Genomic DNA, 16237 nt, shown 5'->3' on the forward strand with positions numbered 1-16237 from the left:
CCCAAGGACGCCCCATGATTACAGCCCACGCCTTTTCATCAATCCTGGCCATCGAACGCGAGGCCTGGAATGACTGCTTTCCAGATGCTCTGGAGGATTGGGACTACATCATGGCGGTCGAAAAAGCCGGCATTGAGGACTTCGAATGGCGTTACCTGACGCTGTTCGACGGCCCGACACTGATGGCCGTCGCCACCGCATTTACCACCGGCTATCGCCTCGACACGACCGTTCAGGGCATCGGCAAGCGCTTTACCGAACACCTTTACCGCGTGCTGCCAGGGTTGATGCAGTTACCGCTCTACGCCATCGGCTCTCCGGTGACAGAACAATGCAGCGCGGGCATCGCCAGCCATGTGGCGGCGTCACAACGCCCGGCGCTGCTGGCCCAATTACTGACATTGGCACACAACGACGCCGCCCAACTGGGCATCGGCCTGATTGCCGTCAAAGACGTGCCCAGCCACGATGATGACTGGACACGAAGCTGCAAGGCCGCGGGTTTTCAGTCGATGCCGAGCCTGCCCAGCGCGATGCTGCCGGTCCCCTTTGGCTCGGTTGACGGCTACCTCGGCTCACTGGGTAAATCCACGCGCAAAGACATGCGCCGCAAACTCCGCGCGCCTGAACCACGCGTGGAATGGCGTAACAATATTGACGACGTTCTGCCCGAAGTCATGCGCCTGTACGAAGCCACGCTGGCGCGCAGTGATTTGCAGTTCGAGCGCTTACCACCCGCCTACTTCACCGGTATCCTGCAGCAATTGGGTAACCGTGCGGTATGCGTGTTGTATTGGGCCGGCGAGCAACTGGTGGCATTCAACCTGGTGCTGATCGACGAGCATCGGCTGATCGACAAATTTTTTGGCCACGACTTTGAACTCAGCCGTAAGTACAACTTGTACTTCAGAAGCTGGGTTGTGAATGTCGACTACTGTATTCGTCACAACATTGCGCTATACGAATGCGGTCAGGCCGGATACGCCAGCAAAATTCGTTTGGGGTGTACCTTTCAGAGCAACACGCTGTTTTTCCGCCACCGCAACCGGTTGCTCAACAGCGCGCTCAAACTGGTCAAACTGTTGATCCGACCTGACCGCCATGACCCCGCTCTGGCCGCAGCGATAAGCGAGTATTAATGCCCATCACGCCTGACTCATCGCGCAAGCCCCCGCCGTTCAAAGTCTCGCGCTGGACGGTACAGCGCAAGCTGGTACTGGCTTTTTGGCTGGTCAGCGTCATCCCGACCATGATCGCTGCCGAACTGGCTGCCACCACCCTGTCGCAGATTTTCGACAGCAACGTGCGGGTCTGGCTGCAAGAGTCGACCAAGATCGTCAAAGACGAAATCAGCGAGATCCTCCAGGAAAACGCCCGGGTGGCCAAACTGTTCCTGCAATACACCCATCCGCCGTCGTCAACCAAAGCCATTCGCCATGACAAGCTCACCGCCGACATCGCCGATGCGATGGGCATCGACGTGGTGGCGTTGATTCGCAACAGCGATCACAAAGTGGTGTTCAGCACCGCCAGCGACAACATCGTCGACCAGATCAGCCTGGCACCCAACGCCGTCCTGCAAACCATCAACGTTGGCGGGGTTCCTACCGGCACAGTGGTTTCGACTTTTCCTACGACTCAAGATGACACGGACTACCAATTGCTGGTCGCGACCTATATGGACAGCAGCTTCCTGACCAGCGTCGCCGATGTGCATTCCCTCGACCTGCGGCTGTACCTGTCCAACGCCAATGGTTTTGCCGAGATTTTTTCCAGCCAGCATTTCGATGACCGCCAACTGGTGTTGCCGCATGGCATTGAACAGACCTTGCGCACGACCAAACTGCCCAGCGAGCAGTTCACCAGCCGCTACAGCGGTTTGTACTGGCCGATCATGAACGACGCCGGCGAGCTGCAAGGCGTGATTTACAGCGGCCTGTTGCGCCACACCAGTCTCGTGGGGCTGGTTAACCAGACCAACTTATTTGCGTTGATTTTTCTACTCAGCTCGCTGCTGTCACTGACCGTTGGCTGGCTGGTGTCCGAGCGTCTGACACGGCCGCTGCGCGCGCTCTCAGAAGGGGTACGCGCCGTGACCGCCGGGGATTACAGCCAGCGCGTGGGCGTTTCTGGGCACGACGAACTGGCCGAGCTGAGCAGCACCTTTAACCACATGACCGTGCGGCTCGGCGAGTTGCATCATCTCGAAGCCCAGTTGCGTCGACGCGACCGCCTGCACGCACTGGGCGAAGTTGCCATGGGCTTGGCCCACGAGATCCGCAACCCACTGGGCATCATCAAAACCGCGACCCAGTTATTGCATCGCCGGGCCGACCTTGGCGAGACCGACAGACGCCATCTCGAATACGTGGTCAGTGAAGTTACCCGCATCAACGAGCTGATCACCGACTTTCTCGACTTCGCCAAACCCAGCGCCCCCATTCGCTCACAGCAGCCAGCGCTGCCGTTGGTCGAGGACATTCTGGGTTTCTGCGAGCCAGAGCTTAAAAGCCACAACATCAAGGCACAGATCGACGATCAGGCACCGGGGGCAACTCTGTACGCCGATACCCGGCAGTTGAAACAGGCCTGCCTGAACCTGATCCTCAATGCCATCGACGCGATGCCCGAGGGTGGGCACCTGACATTGCGTATTACCCGCGATGACCGCGGTGATACTGTACTGAGCATTATCGATACAGGCCAAGGCATTGAACCTGACATGATCGAACGCATTTTCACCCCTTTTGTGACCACCAAAGCGTCGGGGACGGGCCTGGGCCTGCCCAAGGTTTACTCGATTATGGAAAACCACGATGGACGCGTTGAGTGCGTCAGCGAAAAAGACGCCGGGACCACTTTCAACTTGTATATCCCGGCCCACGGAGGGGATGAGTCATGAGTCATAACGTGCTGGTTGTCGACGATGAGCCAAAACTGTGCGACTTGCTCAGCTCGGCACTGACCCAGAACGATGTGCACGTTTTCACCGCGGGCAACGGCCTGCAAGCCCTGGCAGTGCTGGAGCAGGAAGACATCGACCTGGTAATCAGCGACTGGCGCATGCCTGGTATGGACGGCCCGCAGTTGCTGGCCGAGGTTAAACTGCGCTACCCGCAATTACCGGTGATCGTGATGACGGCCTACAGCACCGTCAAAAACGCCGTGCAGTCGATGCGCAACGGCGCCTACGACTACATCGCCAAACCGTTCGACATCGACGAACTGGACATCACCGTCACCAAGGCCCTGCAGTTTCGCGACATCGTGCGCGATAACGCCCGCATGCGCGCCGAACTCGACGAACATCAGCACATTGAAAGCCTGGTGGGTGAAAGCCCGAGTTTTCGCCGCGTACTGAACGCCATCGAATCGGTGCGTGACAGCAACGCCACCATCCTGCTTACCGGCGAGAGCGGCACCGGTAAAGAGATGGTCGCCCGCGCCATCCACAAACATGGCAGCCGCGCCGACAAGCCATTTGTCGCGGTCAACTGTGCGGCGATTCCTGAAGGGCTACTCGAAAGCGAGATGTTTGGCCATCGCAAAGGTGCATTCACCGGGGCCGTGGCGGATCGCGTCGGGCGCTTTATGCAGGCCGACAAGGGCACGCTGTTTCTTGATGAAGTGGGCGATATGCCATTGGCACTGCAGGCCAAGATCTTACGTGCGTTGCAAGAACGGGTGATTGAGCCGGTGGGCGACCCGCGTGAACGTAAAGTCGATGTGCGGGTGATCGCCGCGACCAACAAGAACTTGCTTGAAGCGGTGGCCAACAAAGAGTTTCGCGAAGACCTGTACTACCGCTTGAATGTCTTCCCGATTCCGCTGCCCGCCCTGCGCGAACGTGTAGAAGACATCGCACCGCTGGCGCGGCACTTTGCCCATAACCTGGGGGCAACGGCGGGTAAACGGATCAGCGGTTTCAGCCCTAGCGCCCTTCAAGCGATGGTTGAATACACTTGGCCGGGCAATATTCGTGAACTGCAAAACTGCGTAGAACGCGCCACCATTGTGGCCAACAGCAGCACGATCGAAGACAGCGATTTGCCGCCGTATCTGTTCAGCGCCCAACCGTTGCAGAGCAACCGCTTGCTGACACCCGACGTGAGCGTACCGCCCGACCTCGAAGCCGCGTTGGCTGAAGTTGAAAAGGCCTACATCCTGGCAGCCTTGCAACAAGCGCAAGGGGTTCAGGCTGCGGCGGCACAGTTGATTGGTATTTCAGAAAGAAGCTTCTGGTATCGACTGAAAAAGCTCGACATCCATGTCGATAAAATCGTCAGGTGAACCTGACAGCGGCAAGTGACAAGCAGCAAGCCGCAGGTTTAAAAAACACCAGTCGCTTGGAGCTTGTGGCTTGCCGCTCGTGGCGCGCTACGCCCTCAGTTGCCGGGCCGCCGCGACCATGTTCACCAGGGCCGCTTCGGTCTCTGGCCAGCTTCGGGTTTTGAGGCCGCAGTCAGGGTTGACCCACAGCCGCTCAGCAGGGATGCGCTTGGCCGCCTTGGCCAGCAACTTCACCATTTCAGCCGTGTCCGGCACACGTGGCGAGTGAATGTCGTACACACCCGGGCCAATGTCGTTCGGGTAGTCGAACGCTTCAAAGGCGTCGAGCAATTGCATGTCTGAACGCGAGGTTTCGATGGTGATGACATCCGCATCCATCTGGGCAATCGACTTGATCACGTCGTTGAATTCGCTGTAGCACATGTGGGTGTGGATTTGGGTTTCATCTGTCACGCCCGAGGCGCACAGGCGGAACGCTTCTACTGCCCAGTCCAAATACGCCTGCCACTGAGCACGGCGCAGCGGCAAGCCTTCGCGCAAGGCCGCTTCATCGATCTGCACAATCTTGATGCCCGCCGCTTCGAGGTCGAGCACTTCATCACGGATGGCCAGCGCCAGTTGCTGCGCCTGTACTTTGCGCGACACATCTTCGCGTGAAAATGACCACATCAGCATGGTCACCGGGCCCGTCAGCATGCCCTTCATCACCTTGTCGGTCAGGCCTTGGGCGTATTTGATCCACTCGACGGTCATGGCCTTTGGACGGCTCAGGTCACCGAAGATGATCGCTGGCTTGACGCAACGCGAACCGTAGCTCTGTACCCAGCCGTATTGGGTGAACGCATAGCCGTCGAGGAGCTCGGCAAAGTATTCAACCATATCGTTACGTTCCGCTTCACCGTGGACCAGCACGTCCAGGCCCAAACGCTCCTGCACCTGCACTGCATGGCGAATTTCGCTGTGCATGGCGTCGGTGTATTCGCTGACCGACAGTTTGCCTTGCTTGTAGGACTGGCGAGCCAGACGAATCGAAGCGGTCTGCGGGAACGAACCAATGGTGGTGGTCGGGAACGCAGGCAGGTTCAGGCGAGCCCGTTGCCGATCAATCCGGGTGGCAAAGGGTGATTGGCGCTGGCTGTCGGCTTCGGTGATGGCGTCGATGCGAGCTTGTACCACGGCCTTGTGGATACGCGGCGAATTCGCACGGCTGGCCTGTACGGCGCGGCTTTGGGCCAGTGCTTGTTGAACCTTGGCATCGTGCGGGGTGTTCAGCGCATCACGCAGCACAGCGATTTCGCCACACTTTTGCTTGGCGAAGGCCAGCCAGCTTTTCAGTTCGGCATCCAGCCTGGTTTCGCGGTCCAGATCCACCGGGCAGTGCAGCAGCGAGCAAGAGCCGGCCACCCACAGGTTGTCGCCAAACCGCTCTTCGGCGTCTTGCAGTTGAGCCAGCGCGTTTTCCAGGTCGCAACGCCATACGTTACGGCCGTTGACCAGCCCCAACGACAACACTTTATACGTCGGCAGGCGATCCAGGACGGCTTGCAACTGCTCAGGTGCGCGCACCAGATCAACGTGCAAGCCAGCAACTGGCAGGCTCACGGCCAGGCCGAGGTTGTCTTCCAGACCGCCAAAGTAAGTGGCTACCAGCTTCTTCAGTGGCGAGTATTGAAGGATGTGATAGGCACGTTCAAAGGCGTTTTTCCAGTCTTGTGGCAGGTCCAGTGAGAGGATGGGCTCGTCGATCTGCACCCATTCCACGCCTTGTTCAGATAGACGCGACAGAATGTCAGCGTAAACCGGCAACAGATTTTCCAGTAATTCGAGTTTGTTAAATGCGTTGCCTTTGGCCTTGCCCAGCCACAGGTAGGTCAGGGGGCCGATGATGACAGGCTTGACCTTGTGGCCCAGCGCAAGCGCTTCGGCGGTTTCTTCGAAGAGTTGTTGCCAACTCAGCTCAAAGCGTTGATCTACGCTGAATTCCGGTACCAGGTAGTGATAGTTGGTGTCGAACCACTTGGTCAGCTCTTGAGCGTACTGCACCTTGCTGTGCTCGCCGCCGCAGCAACTGCTGGAGGCCCCACGGGCCATGCCGAAAAGGGTATCGAGGGTGGGGCGGCCTTCGTTGTTCAGGGTGCTGGCAAAACGCTCAGGGATCACCCCGAACATCAGCGAGTGGCTCAGGACCTGGTCGTACCAGGCGAAATCGCCCACCGGCAGCCAATCCAAGCCAGCGTCTTTGTGCAATTGCCAGTGTCTGGCCCGCAGTTCACGGCCGGTCGCTTGCAGGGAGGCCTGGTCGGTATCGCCTTTCCAGTAGGCCTCGAGTGCTTTTTTCAGCTCGCGGTCCGCGCCGATGCGTGGGAAACCAAGATTGTGGGCCAGGGCCATCGCAACATTCCTCCGTGTCAGTAATGACACAATTATCGACACCCGCAGCAACATGAGACAAACTCAACGTTTTCGTGTTCATCATCAAATTTACTCATGGAGTCATCGTGCTGGAAATTCGTCACCTCAAAACCCTGCACGCTTTACGCGAGTCCGACAGTCTGGTCGAAGCGGCCGAGCGCCTGCACCTGACTCAATCTGCGTTATCACATCAATTCAAAGAGCTTGAAGAGCGCATGGGCATGCCGCTTTTTGTGCGTAAAACCAAGCCGGTACGTTTCACCAGCGGCGGGTTACGCCTGCTGCAATTGGCCGACGCCATGTTGCCGCTGATGCGCGCTGCCGAGCGCGACATCACCCGTTTAGTCGGAGGTACCGCCGGGCGCTTGCACATGGCCATCGAATGTCACAGTTGCTTTCAGTGGCTGATGCCGACCATCGATCAGTTCCGTGATGCCTGGCCTGAAGTTGAACTCGACCTGGCCTCGGGTTTTGCGTTTGCGCCATTGCCAGCGCTGGCACGCGGGGATCTGGACTTGGTCGTAACCTCCGACCCACAAGAAATTGCCGGCCTGACCTATGTGCCGCTGTTTACCTACGAAGCCATGTTGGCCGTGGCCAATCAGCACACTTTGGCCAGCAAGCCGTTCATCGTGCCTGAAGACCTGAGCACGGAGATCTTGATCACCTACCCGGTCGAGCGTGATCGCCTCGACATCTTCACCCGCTTTCTGGAGCCTGCGGATGTTGAGCCTGCGCAAGTGCGCACTTCGGAACTGACGGTGATGATGATGCAACTGGTGGCCAGCGGCCGTGGGGTGTGCGGGATGCCGCATTGGGCGCTGCATGAATACAGCTCACGCGGCTACGTGCAGGCCAAGCGTTTGGGCGAGAAAGGATTGTTCGCCACCCTGTATGCCGCCGTGCGAACGGACATGCTGGATGCGCCTTATATGCGTGATTTCTTGCTGACCGCCAAAGACATATCGTTCTCGACGCTGGACGGGGTGAGTGCGGTTAGATAGTTCGCACCACACATCACTGTGGGAGCCTGGCTGGCCAGCTCCCACAGATTTGCGCTCGCAAGACGCTACTTGGCAGCCTCAACCAACCGCCGCATGTGTACTCGGTCGTAATACTCGTCTCCCACCCGAATCGCGCTGTCTTCCAGCCCCGACTGCTCAAAGCCGCAACGCCGGTACAGCGCCAGCGCGGCAGAACTGTCGGCGCTCACCGTCAGTTCGACCACTTTGATCTCAGGCTCTTGCTCGGCCAACGACAACACGGCCTGCACCAGTTGTTCGCCAATCCCTTGCCCGCGAAAGGCTTGGGGCACGTACAGGCCAAACAAGGTGGCCTTGTGTTGAGCTTCTTCCCAGGGCTCGAACGCCAAGCCAACAATGCCCACCAGTTGTGCGTCGACAAAAGCGCCAAACAAGGCGCTCAAGTCATCCTCCAATTGCCCTTCCCACCAGCTCAACGGCAATTTCTCGCGATGAGCAATGCTGGAAACAAAGGCTTGCGGGTGCAACGAATACGCTTGCAGCATCAACTGCCGGTAAGCCTTGGCGCGGGAGGGATCAAGCAGTTCTATAGCCATGACTACGGGTCCCAATCATAAGGGTTTACGTTGTTCCAGCATCAGCCTGATCGCCAGCCCCGCCAACACAAAGCCCATCACGTAGCGTTGCACGGCCAACCACGTGGGGTTGCGCACAAACCATACGGCTATGCCCGAAGCAAACAGCGCAATCAGCAAGTTAACAGTGAAGCTAACGCTGATTTGAATCAGGCCCAGTTCAATACTCTGAGTGAACAGTGAGCCGTGTTCAGGGCTGATGAATTGTGGAAATACCGAGAGATAAAACACCGCCACTTTAGGGTTCAGGACGCTGGTCATAAAGCCCATCAGCATTAGTTTTGGCGTTGAGTCCGGCGCCAGGTCGCGCGCTTCAAACGGTGAACGCGCGCCCGGCTTCAAGGCCTGCCAGGCCATCCATGACAAGTACAGCGCGCCCGCCCACTTCAACGCTTCATAGGCCATCGGCACCGCCAGAAACACAGCGGTAAGCCCTGCCGCTGCCGCGAACATGTGCACAAAAAAACCTGCCACAACGCCCACCAGTGACGTGACTCCCGCCTTGCGCCCCTGACAGATGGAGCGCGAAATCAGGTAGATCATGTTCGGCCCTGGCGTCAGTACCATCAGCAAACACGCCGCAGCGAAGATCAGCACATCATGGGCAGGGATCATGGCAGTCCTTGTTAACGAGAGGTCAGACAGAGGTCAACAAAGAGTCACGGTAGAACGGCAAGATGACATCACGCGTCAACGGTGCCAGCACCAGCCCGCCATCGCCCTTGGGATCGATCCACTGCACCTCTTCAATTTCGGCAGCCGGTATCACGTCTTGGTCGATGTGCAGCACAAACATCTGCGCCTGTACGTCAAAGCCCGGTTCATTGGCCGCAGGTGCCGTAAATTGCCCCAGATAGCTGGCGCGCAAAGGGTCGATCTGCAACCCAAGCTCTTCTTCCAGCTCACGAGCCAGGGCATGAATCGGTTGTTCGCTGGCTTCGATTTTTCCGCCTGGCTGCATAAACGCCTGGGTACCGCGTTTGCGCACCAGCAAGGTTTGGCCATCAGGACCGATCAATACGGCAGCGGCAATACGGATGATGTTGGCGGGAGGAGCGGTGTGTTCTGGGAGGGTCACGGGAATCGGCCAGCAAGGTAGAAAGTGCGCAAAGGATTACATGGCCGAACGCTTAAGCAAAGACACAGATGGCGCGCATAGACGAACCCTCTGTATGGACACGGGGCTCTTTGCGCCTGCGTTTCAGGACGTGTTAAACCCGGCGATCCGGCCTTCAGCCTGGGTCTTGCGCTGCTGACCGGTGTACACCAGATGAATGCCCAAAAACGAGAACCGATTGCAATAAGGATAGACCCAAGGCTTGTCAGGACGCTTCCTGGAAATCCATTTCTGGCGGTTGTACAGAGAAGCCGCGCGTCAAGAAACCCAAGTACACGCAACCAATCACCAGCCAGGTCAGGCCCAGATATATCGCCAGGTGGTCGAGGCTCATCATCAACCACAGGTCGGCCACCAGGCCAATGCTCGGAAATACCAGAAACAGCACAATCTCACGCAGGCCTCGGTGTTTGGCGCCGATCCAGTAGTGGAAGATCACCGAGAGGTTCACCCGCGAAAACGCCAGGAAGGCACCGAAGTTGATGAACGAGGTCGAGGTGGTCACGTCCAGTTTCAGCGCCAGCAGGGCAACCACGGCGCACAGCAAAATGCTGTTGGCCGGCGTGCCGAACTTGGCATGCAGGGTGCCGAAGAATGACTTGGGCAACACACCGTCACGGCCCATGGCAAACAACAGGCGCGAACCACTGGCCTGGGCTGAAAGGCCCGACGCAAACTGGCCGACGATCAGACCAATCATGAAGATCGACACAAATACGTCGCCACCGATGTTGCGAGCAATCTCGTAGGCCGCCGAATCGACGTCCGTAAATTGGAACGACGGGTGGGCGATTTGCACAAAGTACGACACACCCACAAAGATCAGCCCGCCAATCAAGGTGATCAGCATGATAGCGCGAGGAATGGTACGACGCGGGTCGCGGGTTTCTTCGGTGAGGGTGCTGACGGCGTCAAAGCCCAGAAACGAATAACAGGCGATGGCCGCACCACTCATGATGAGCGGCATGTGCATTTGGCCATTGAAGAAAGGCTCGATGGTCCATAGCGGCGTGCTTGCATCACCGCCAATGTAGTGCACACACAGCACCACAAACGCCACCAGCACCAACCCTTGGATCAGCATCAGCAAGGTGTTGATGCCGTTGGCCAGTTTCAGACCAATGATGTTGATCACGCTGGTAATGCCAATAAAGGCCAGTACCCAGATCCATTGCGGCACGGCTGGAAACGCCGAGTGCAGGTAAGCCGCGCCGATCAGCCAGATAGCCATGGGCAAGAACAGGTAGTCGAGCAACACCGCCCAACCGGCGATGAAGCCAAGCTTGGGACTGATGGCCTTGCGCACGTAGGTGTAAGCGGAACCCGCCACCGGGAATGCCGACGCCATTCGCCCGTAACTCATGGCGGTGAAAAACATCGCCACCAGGGCGGCCAGGTAAGCGGCCGGGACCATCCCAGCGGTGGATTGCGCCAGGATGCCGAAGGTACCGAGCACGATGATCGGTGTCATATAGGCGATGCCAAACAGCACCACCGACCCTAACGACAGGGTGCGTTGCAAACGAGCCATGGATGAATCTCCGCGCAATTATTGGTTTTATGGCAGAACTGGAAGTGGATGAAGCTGATATTTTTTTTATGGTCGATCACACCCACGCTCAGCGCGGGCGTGTCGCTTTGGACGCTGCGCGTGCGTGTTAGGCAGGGATCAACAACTCCCGTGTCCCGTCAGCGCGCTGGAGCACCTCACCCGGCAATTTCAAGCGCTGGTCGTCCAGATAGCGGTAGTCCTTGCGAGCCGCCTTGAGTTGCGCGAGATCCAGTTCCACGCTGAACTGGCCCTCTTCACGCCCGGCTTCAAACAGCAGCGTGCCGAATGGGTCCACCAGGGCGCTCCCGCCCGCGAACGTCAGGCCGCCGTCACCCTCCTCCACCCGGTTGACCATCAGCGCAAACGCTTGGTTTTCCTGGGCGCGAGCCATGATCGAGGTGCGGTGCGTAGGGCCGTAGGGGTCCATGTTGCCGTTGGTGACGATGAGTAATTCAGTGCCCAGTTGTGCCAGGGCACGGGCACTTTCCGGGAACTCGATGTCGTAGCAGATCAGCAGGCCCACACGCACACCGTTCCACACGCAAGTGCTGTAGCGGTCGCCGGCGTTAAAGACGCCACGGTCGGAAGCCCACAGATGGGTCTTGCGATAACGCAAGGCCACGCCTTCTGGGGTGATCATCAGCGTGGTGTTGTAGAATTTGCCGTCATCGTTTTCAGCCATGCCAATCACCACGGCAATATTGCGTGCGTGAGCGGCCTGGATAATGGCCTTGACGGTCGGACCGTCGACAGGCTCGGCAACCGCTGCAACGGTTTCGGCAGAGGGGAAACCCATCAGGTGCGTTTCCGGGAACACGATCAACTGGGTGTCGGACGCGCAAGCTGCAATGGCCGCAAGGGCCCGTTCAAGGTTGTAGGCAGTGCCGTTGTCACGGCCTGCCAATTGAGCAAATTCGACCTTCATGGGTATTCCCGTTCTTATAGCGTTGCCGCAGTATGCTTAGCCACAACCTGCCAGGGAATCACGCGGCGGGGTTAACCCGATAGGGGTAGATAGATGACCATGTCGCTGGAAGACATCGCCTGGCACCGTTCGGTAGGTCAAATGATCGATGCACTGGACCAGACCAACTTCTGGACGCAGCTCGTGCGCCTGCTCAATCAATATGTCCCGTTTGACAGCTGGGTCGTGCTGCTGTTCAGCAGCGAGCACAAACCCCTGGTATTCGCCGAGTGCCCAGGGCAGGACGGCAGCCCTGACCAGTTGTTCCAGGACTACCTCAACGGCCTGTACCTGCTCGACCCGTTCTACATCGCCAGCCGCGAATACTCGCGCACCGGCCTGTTTCGTTTGGCCGAGGTAGCGCCGGAACATTTCGAACTCACTGAGTACTACCAGCGTTACTTTCGCCTCAACGTGGTGGCCGATGAAATCCAGTTCAACAGCCACCAGCCAGACGGGCGCACCTTGTGTCTGTCACTCGGTTCGCGCCAGCGATTTGACCGCGAACAGATCGCCCTGTTGTCGCTGATCCAGCCGTGGATACTGAGCCTGTTACGCCAGCGCCTACCCTATGAGCTCAGCCTGGTGAATGCTCCCGAGTCACCGGCACTGAACGACGAATGGGGCTCGCACCTGACCGCCCGCGAACTGGACGTTGGCCGTTTGATGCTCAGCGGCTGCTCCAGCAAGGAGATCGCACGCAAGCTGGAGATTTCGGTGGAAACCGTGAAAGTGCACAAGAAGCACATCTATCGCAAGCTGGGCATCAAGTCACAGTCAGAGCTGTTCTCGATCTTTTTGCAGGCGCAAAAGGAATAGAACGGGTTGGCTCGTGGTCTTTTTGAACGATCAAAAGATCGCGAGTCAGCTCGCGTCTACTTTGATTGGCTAATGGCAATTGAGCCGCAGTTCGTCAACACTCCACTGCAAGCCCCGACTCAAAGAGAGGCTGCCTGCTCCAAACCGTTGCATCGCCGGGGTAAACCGCCTCATTCTTGCTGTTCAAACCCGCCTGAACAGTTAAGCCTGAAACAGGAAACCGTATGAGTCTGTCACTGTTAAGCCGTTATGCGTTTTTTGCCGTTTGCGTGATTTTCACCCTCGCCAGCCTGCCGTTTATGCACTATGAGTGGTTATGGCCCTTCACTGCGGTGACGTTGGCCCTGAGCCTGCTGGGTATTTTCGACTTGCTGCAAAGCCCCCATGCGGTGCGCCGCAACTACCCGATCCTGGGCAATATTCGCTATTTGGTTGAAGCCATTCGCCCGGAAATTCGCCAGTACTTGCTGGAGTCCGACAGCGATGCGTTGCCCTTCTCTCGTGCGCAACGCTCGCTGGTGTACTCGCGGGCCAAGAATGAAAGCGCCGACAAGCCGTTCGGTACACTGATTGACGTCTATCAACCCGGCTTCGAGTTTATCGGCCACTCCATGCGCCCGGCGCCGCTGACAGACCCCAGCAGCTTTCGGATCACCATCGGCGGCCCGCAGTGCACCCAACCGTATTCGGCATCGATTTTTAATATCTCGGCCATGAGCTTTGGCTCGTTGAGCGCCAATGCGATTCGAGCGCTGAACCAGGGCGCCAAGCTCGGTAACTTTGCCCACGATACAGGTGAAGGCAGTATCAGTGCCTATCACCGTGAGAACGGTGGCGACCTGACGTGGGAACTGGGCAGTGGCTACTTTGGCTGCCGTACCTCCGACGGCCGTTTCGACCCGGAACGCTTTGCCGCCCAGGCTCGCACGCCACAAGTGCGGATGATCGAAATCAAGATGAGCCAAGGCGCCAAACCGGGCCACGGCGGGATTTTGCCCAAGCACAAAGTCACCCCGGAAATTGCCGAAACCCGTGGCGTGCCGCTGGGCGAGGACTGCGTTTCACCGTCACGCCACAGCGCGTTTTCAACCCCCATCGAACTGATGCACTTCATCGCGCAACTGCGTGAGTTGTCGGGTGGCAAACCGGTGGGCTTCAAGTTCTGCCTGGGGCATCCGTGGGAATTCATGGGCATCGCCAAGGCCATGCTCGAAACCGGCATCCTGCCGGACTTTATCGTGATTGACGGTAAGGAGGGCGGGACCGGCGCGGCCCCCGTGGAGTTCACCGACCACATCGGCGCACCGATGCGCGAAGGATTGCTGTTTGTGCACAACACGTTGGTTGGCCTCAACCTGCGCGACAAGATCAAGCTCGGCGCCAGCGGCAAGATTGTCAGCGCCTTCGACATTGCCAGCGTGCTGGCCATTGGTGCGGACTGGGCCAACTCGGCACGCGGCTTTATGTTCGCCATCGGCTGTATTCAGTCGCAGAGCTGCCACACCAACAAGTGCCCAACCGGTGTGGCCACCCAAGACCCACTGCGTCAACGTGCGCTGGTAGTGCCCGACAAAGCGCAGCGGGTATTCCAGTTCCACCGCAACACGCTTAAAGCGCTGGCCGAAATGCTCGCCGCCGCCGGCCTTGAACACCCGGCGCAACTCACAGCCAAACATTTGGTGCGGCGCATGTCGGCCACCGAAATCAAACTGTTCTCGCAGTTGCACGTGTTCCTCAAACCCGGCGAGTTGCTGACGGGTGAGGTCAATGGCGAGTTTTATTCACGCATGTGGCAAATGGCCCGAGCCGATAGTTTTGAACCGAACGAGATCAAAGCCGCTTAAGTGCGTACAGGGACTGTCAACGTGTTGAAAGTTATTGCTGAAGATTTCATCAAACCTGAACACCTCGAAAAGGTGCGTCCCTGGTACGCCGAGCTGGTGGAAAAAACCCGACTGGAGCCCGGCTGTATGGCTTACGACTTATACGTTGATCAAAAAGACCCGGGGCATTTCATCTTCGTTGAACAATGGCCCGATCAAGCCGCGCTCAATGCCCACTGTCAAAGTGAGCACTTCAGACGGCTGGTGCCGCAGATCAACGCCTGTCAGGCACGTGAGTGTACGTTTGTGTTTATGGACGCGTTTTGATTAAACAGACGGGCGGCCGTTACACGCGGCCCAGAGACATTTGGCAATCGCCAACCTTTGCAATTGCTGCACAATACCCTCACCCTGCGCGCCGCCGATAAAGGGCGCGCACTTATACTGCGTTCGCCGACTTTCATTAAACCTATGGTTGAGTAAACGCCGTCATGCTTAACGGACGCGATCAGCGCATCGACTTCTTTCGAGGTCTGGCGCTGATCTTTATTTTCTGGGATCACATCCCGCACAACCCACTGGCGGCATTGACCGTGCGTAATGTCGGTCTGAGTGATGCGGCCGAAATTTTTGTGTTTCTGGCCGGTTATGCCGCCGTGCTGGCCTACGGAAAAATTGCCCGGCGTGATGGATTGCTGGTGGCCAGCGTGAAGATCCTGCGTCGCGCCTGGGTGCTGTATGTGGTGCATATTTTTTTGCTGGCGGTGCTGATGGGCATCGTGTTCTTTGCCAACAGTCACGTTGAAACCCGTGATCTGGTGCAAGACATGGGCTTGCAATACTTCTTGAGCAACCCGCAACAGGCGCTCACCGATGAATTGCTATTGCGCTTCAAACCTAACCTGATGGACCCCTTGCCGTTGTACATCGTGCTGCTGATCGGTCTACCGCTGGTACTGCCGATGCTGCTGCGCAGGGCACGTTACGTGGTCGGTGTTTCGCTGGCCCTGTATTTGATAGCGCCTTACTGGAACCTGTCGTCGCAAGAAGGCGGAGTGTGGTTTTTCAACCCGATAGCCTGGCAGTTCCTGTTTATCCTCGGGGGGGCGCTGGCGCTGTACAGCCAAAATAACCCGGCCATTGACCCTCGACCTTTACGCCGTCAGCCACTGTTCTTGAGCGCTGCTGTTTATCTGCTGCTTACCGGCTTGCTGGCACTGTCGTGGAAGTGGCCGCAGGTGCACGATGCGTACATGCCCTTGGCATTGGGTGAGCTGATATACCCGATCAGCAAGACCAATTTGTCGCCCGTGCGATTGCTGCACTTTCTGGCCTTGGTCTATGTGGTGGCCAAACTGGTTCCGCACAGCGATTGGCTCAACCAGTGGTGTGCCCGGCAAATCTGCCGCATGGGCCGTTACTCGCTGGAGGTGTTCTGCCTGGGCGTGATCCTGGCCCCGTTGGCGGACATGCTCAACGCGCTGGGCGATGATGCATGGACCATGCAAGTGTTCAGTGCGCTGTTGGGCGTTGGACTCATGGCACTGCTGGCCATGTGGCTGGACTGGAACAAGCGTTTGGGGTTAGCGCCTTCGACGACACGATAATGCCTTGTCACCCCCCTGAAGGAGCGAGCTTGCCT

Annotated in this window: 15 protein-coding genes; 9 read left to right on the forward strand and 6 right to left on the reverse strand. The window is 58.0% G+C overall.

Translation table 11 applies throughout. From position 1 onward, the window contains the following. Positions 1-14 precede the first annotated feature (14 nt). From ACIQYF_RS17075 to ACIQYF_RS17085, 3 genes are read left to right on the forward strand one after another with little or no spacing between them, the layout of a single operon-like run. A complete protein-coding gene (locus ACIQYF_RS17075) occupies positions 15-1139 on the forward strand; it encodes a GNAT family N-acetyltransferase (RefSeq protein ID WP_402864191.1) in 1125 nt (374 codons plus the stop codon). Next, positions 1139-2902, forward strand: coding sequence for an ATP-binding protein (locus ACIQYF_RS17080; RefSeq protein WP_402864194.1), 1764 nt, complete (start codon positions 1139-1141; stop codon positions 2900-2902). The genes ACIQYF_RS17075 and ACIQYF_RS17080 overlap by 1 nt, the downstream gene beginning before the upstream one ends. Further along, the gene (locus ACIQYF_RS17085; protein WP_402864198.1) at positions 2899-4290 is read left to right on the forward strand and encodes a sigma-54-dependent transcriptional regulator; all 1392 of its coding nucleotides are present in this window, start codon (positions 2899-2901) and stop codon (positions 4288-4290) included. The genes ACIQYF_RS17080 and ACIQYF_RS17085 overlap by 4 nt, the downstream gene beginning before the upstream one ends. An 87-nt stretch (positions 4291-4377) precedes the next feature. On the opposite strand, the gene metE is transcribed toward ACIQYF_RS17085, so the two are convergent. Beyond that, positions 4378-6681 (reverse strand): 5-methyltetrahydropteroyltriglutamate--homocysteine S-methyltransferase, encoded by a 2304-nt coding sequence (gene metE / locus ACIQYF_RS17090; protein ID WP_402864201.1) that lies wholly within the window; start codon positions 6679-6681, stop codon positions 4378-4380. A gap of 107 nt (positions 6682-6788) precedes the next feature. Between metE and metR the strand changes: the two genes are divergently transcribed. Beyond that, the gene (gene metR, locus ACIQYF_RS17095) at positions 6789-7706 is read left to right on the forward strand and encodes a transcriptional regulator MetR (protein ID WP_402864204.1); all 918 of its coding nucleotides are present in this window, start codon (positions 6789-6791) and stop codon (positions 7704-7706) included. 65 nt (positions 7707-7771) lie between these two features. On the opposite strand, the gene ACIQYF_RS17100 is transcribed toward metR, so the two are convergent. The 4 genes from ACIQYF_RS17100 to ACIQYF_RS17115 form a co-directional block, all read right to left on the reverse strand. After that, a complete protein-coding gene (locus ACIQYF_RS17100; RefSeq protein ID WP_402864207.1) occupies positions 7772-8281 on the reverse strand; it encodes a GNAT family N-acetyltransferase in 510 nt (169 codons plus the stop codon). Between the two features lie 15 nt (positions 8282-8296). Then, the gene (locus tag ACIQYF_RS17105) at positions 8297-8935 is read right to left on the reverse strand and encodes a LysE family translocator (RefSeq protein ID WP_402864210.1); all 639 of its coding nucleotides are present in this window, start codon (positions 8933-8935) and stop codon (positions 8297-8299) included. A 22-nt stretch (positions 8936-8957) separates the two neighbouring features. Continuing rightward, a complete protein-coding gene (locus tag ACIQYF_RS17110) occupies positions 8958-9398 on the reverse strand; it encodes an NUDIX domain-containing protein (RefSeq protein WP_402864213.1) in 441 nt (146 codons plus the stop codon). Positions 9399-9642: 244 nt separating this feature from the next. Continuing rightward, complete coding sequence (locus ACIQYF_RS17115) at positions 9643-10968, reverse strand: APC family permease (protein ID WP_402864216.1); 1326 nt, start codon at positions 10966-10968, stop codon at positions 9643-9645. A 2-nt stretch (positions 10969-10970) separates the two neighbouring features. Between ACIQYF_RS17115 and ACIQYF_RS17120 the strand changes: the two genes are divergently transcribed. Further along, positions 10971-11099, forward strand: coding sequence for a hypothetical protein (locus ACIQYF_RS17120; RefSeq protein WP_402864219.1), 129 nt, complete (start codon positions 10971-10973; stop codon positions 11097-11099). On the opposite strand, the gene ACIQYF_RS17125 is transcribed toward ACIQYF_RS17120, so the two are convergent. Continuing rightward, complete coding sequence (locus ACIQYF_RS17125) at positions 11096-11914, reverse strand: carbon-nitrogen hydrolase family protein (protein ID WP_402864222.1); 819 nt, start codon at positions 11912-11914, stop codon at positions 11096-11098. The two genes, ACIQYF_RS17120 and ACIQYF_RS17125, sit on opposite strands and share 4 nt — an antisense overlap. Before the next feature lie 93 nt (positions 11915-12007). Here ACIQYF_RS17125 and ACIQYF_RS17130 point away from each other — a divergent pair, with 93 nt between their 5' ends. From ACIQYF_RS17130 to ACIQYF_RS17145, 4 genes are all read left to right on the forward strand, one after another. Continuing rightward, entirely contained in the window at positions 12008-12772 is a 765-nt protein-coding gene (locus ACIQYF_RS17130) for a response regulator transcription factor (protein ID WP_402864224.1), read from the forward strand. Positions 12773-12996: 224 nt separating this feature from the next. Then, the gene (locus tag ACIQYF_RS17135) at positions 12997-14616 is read left to right on the forward strand and encodes an FMN-binding glutamate synthase family protein (protein ID WP_402864226.1); all 1620 of its coding nucleotides are present in this window, start codon (positions 12997-12999) and stop codon (positions 14614-14616) included. A gap of 21 nt (positions 14617-14637) precedes the next feature. Next, positions 14638-14922: a putative quinol monooxygenase gene (locus ACIQYF_RS17140; protein WP_402864228.1), complete on the forward strand. Its 285-nt coding sequence runs from the start codon at positions 14638-14640 to the stop codon at positions 14920-14922. A 164-nt stretch (positions 14923-15086) separates the two neighbouring features. Further along, complete coding sequence (locus tag ACIQYF_RS17145) at positions 15087-16202, forward strand: OpgC family protein (protein WP_402864230.1); 1116 nt, start codon at positions 15087-15089, stop codon at positions 16200-16202. Positions 16203-16237: the final 35 nt, after the last annotated feature.

The sequence above is a fragment of the Pseudomonas sp. NPDC096917 genome, from assembly GCF_044762555.1.
In the GTDB taxonomy this organism is placed as follows: Bacteria; Pseudomonadota; Gammaproteobacteria; order Pseudomonadales; family Pseudomonadaceae; genus Aquipseudomonas.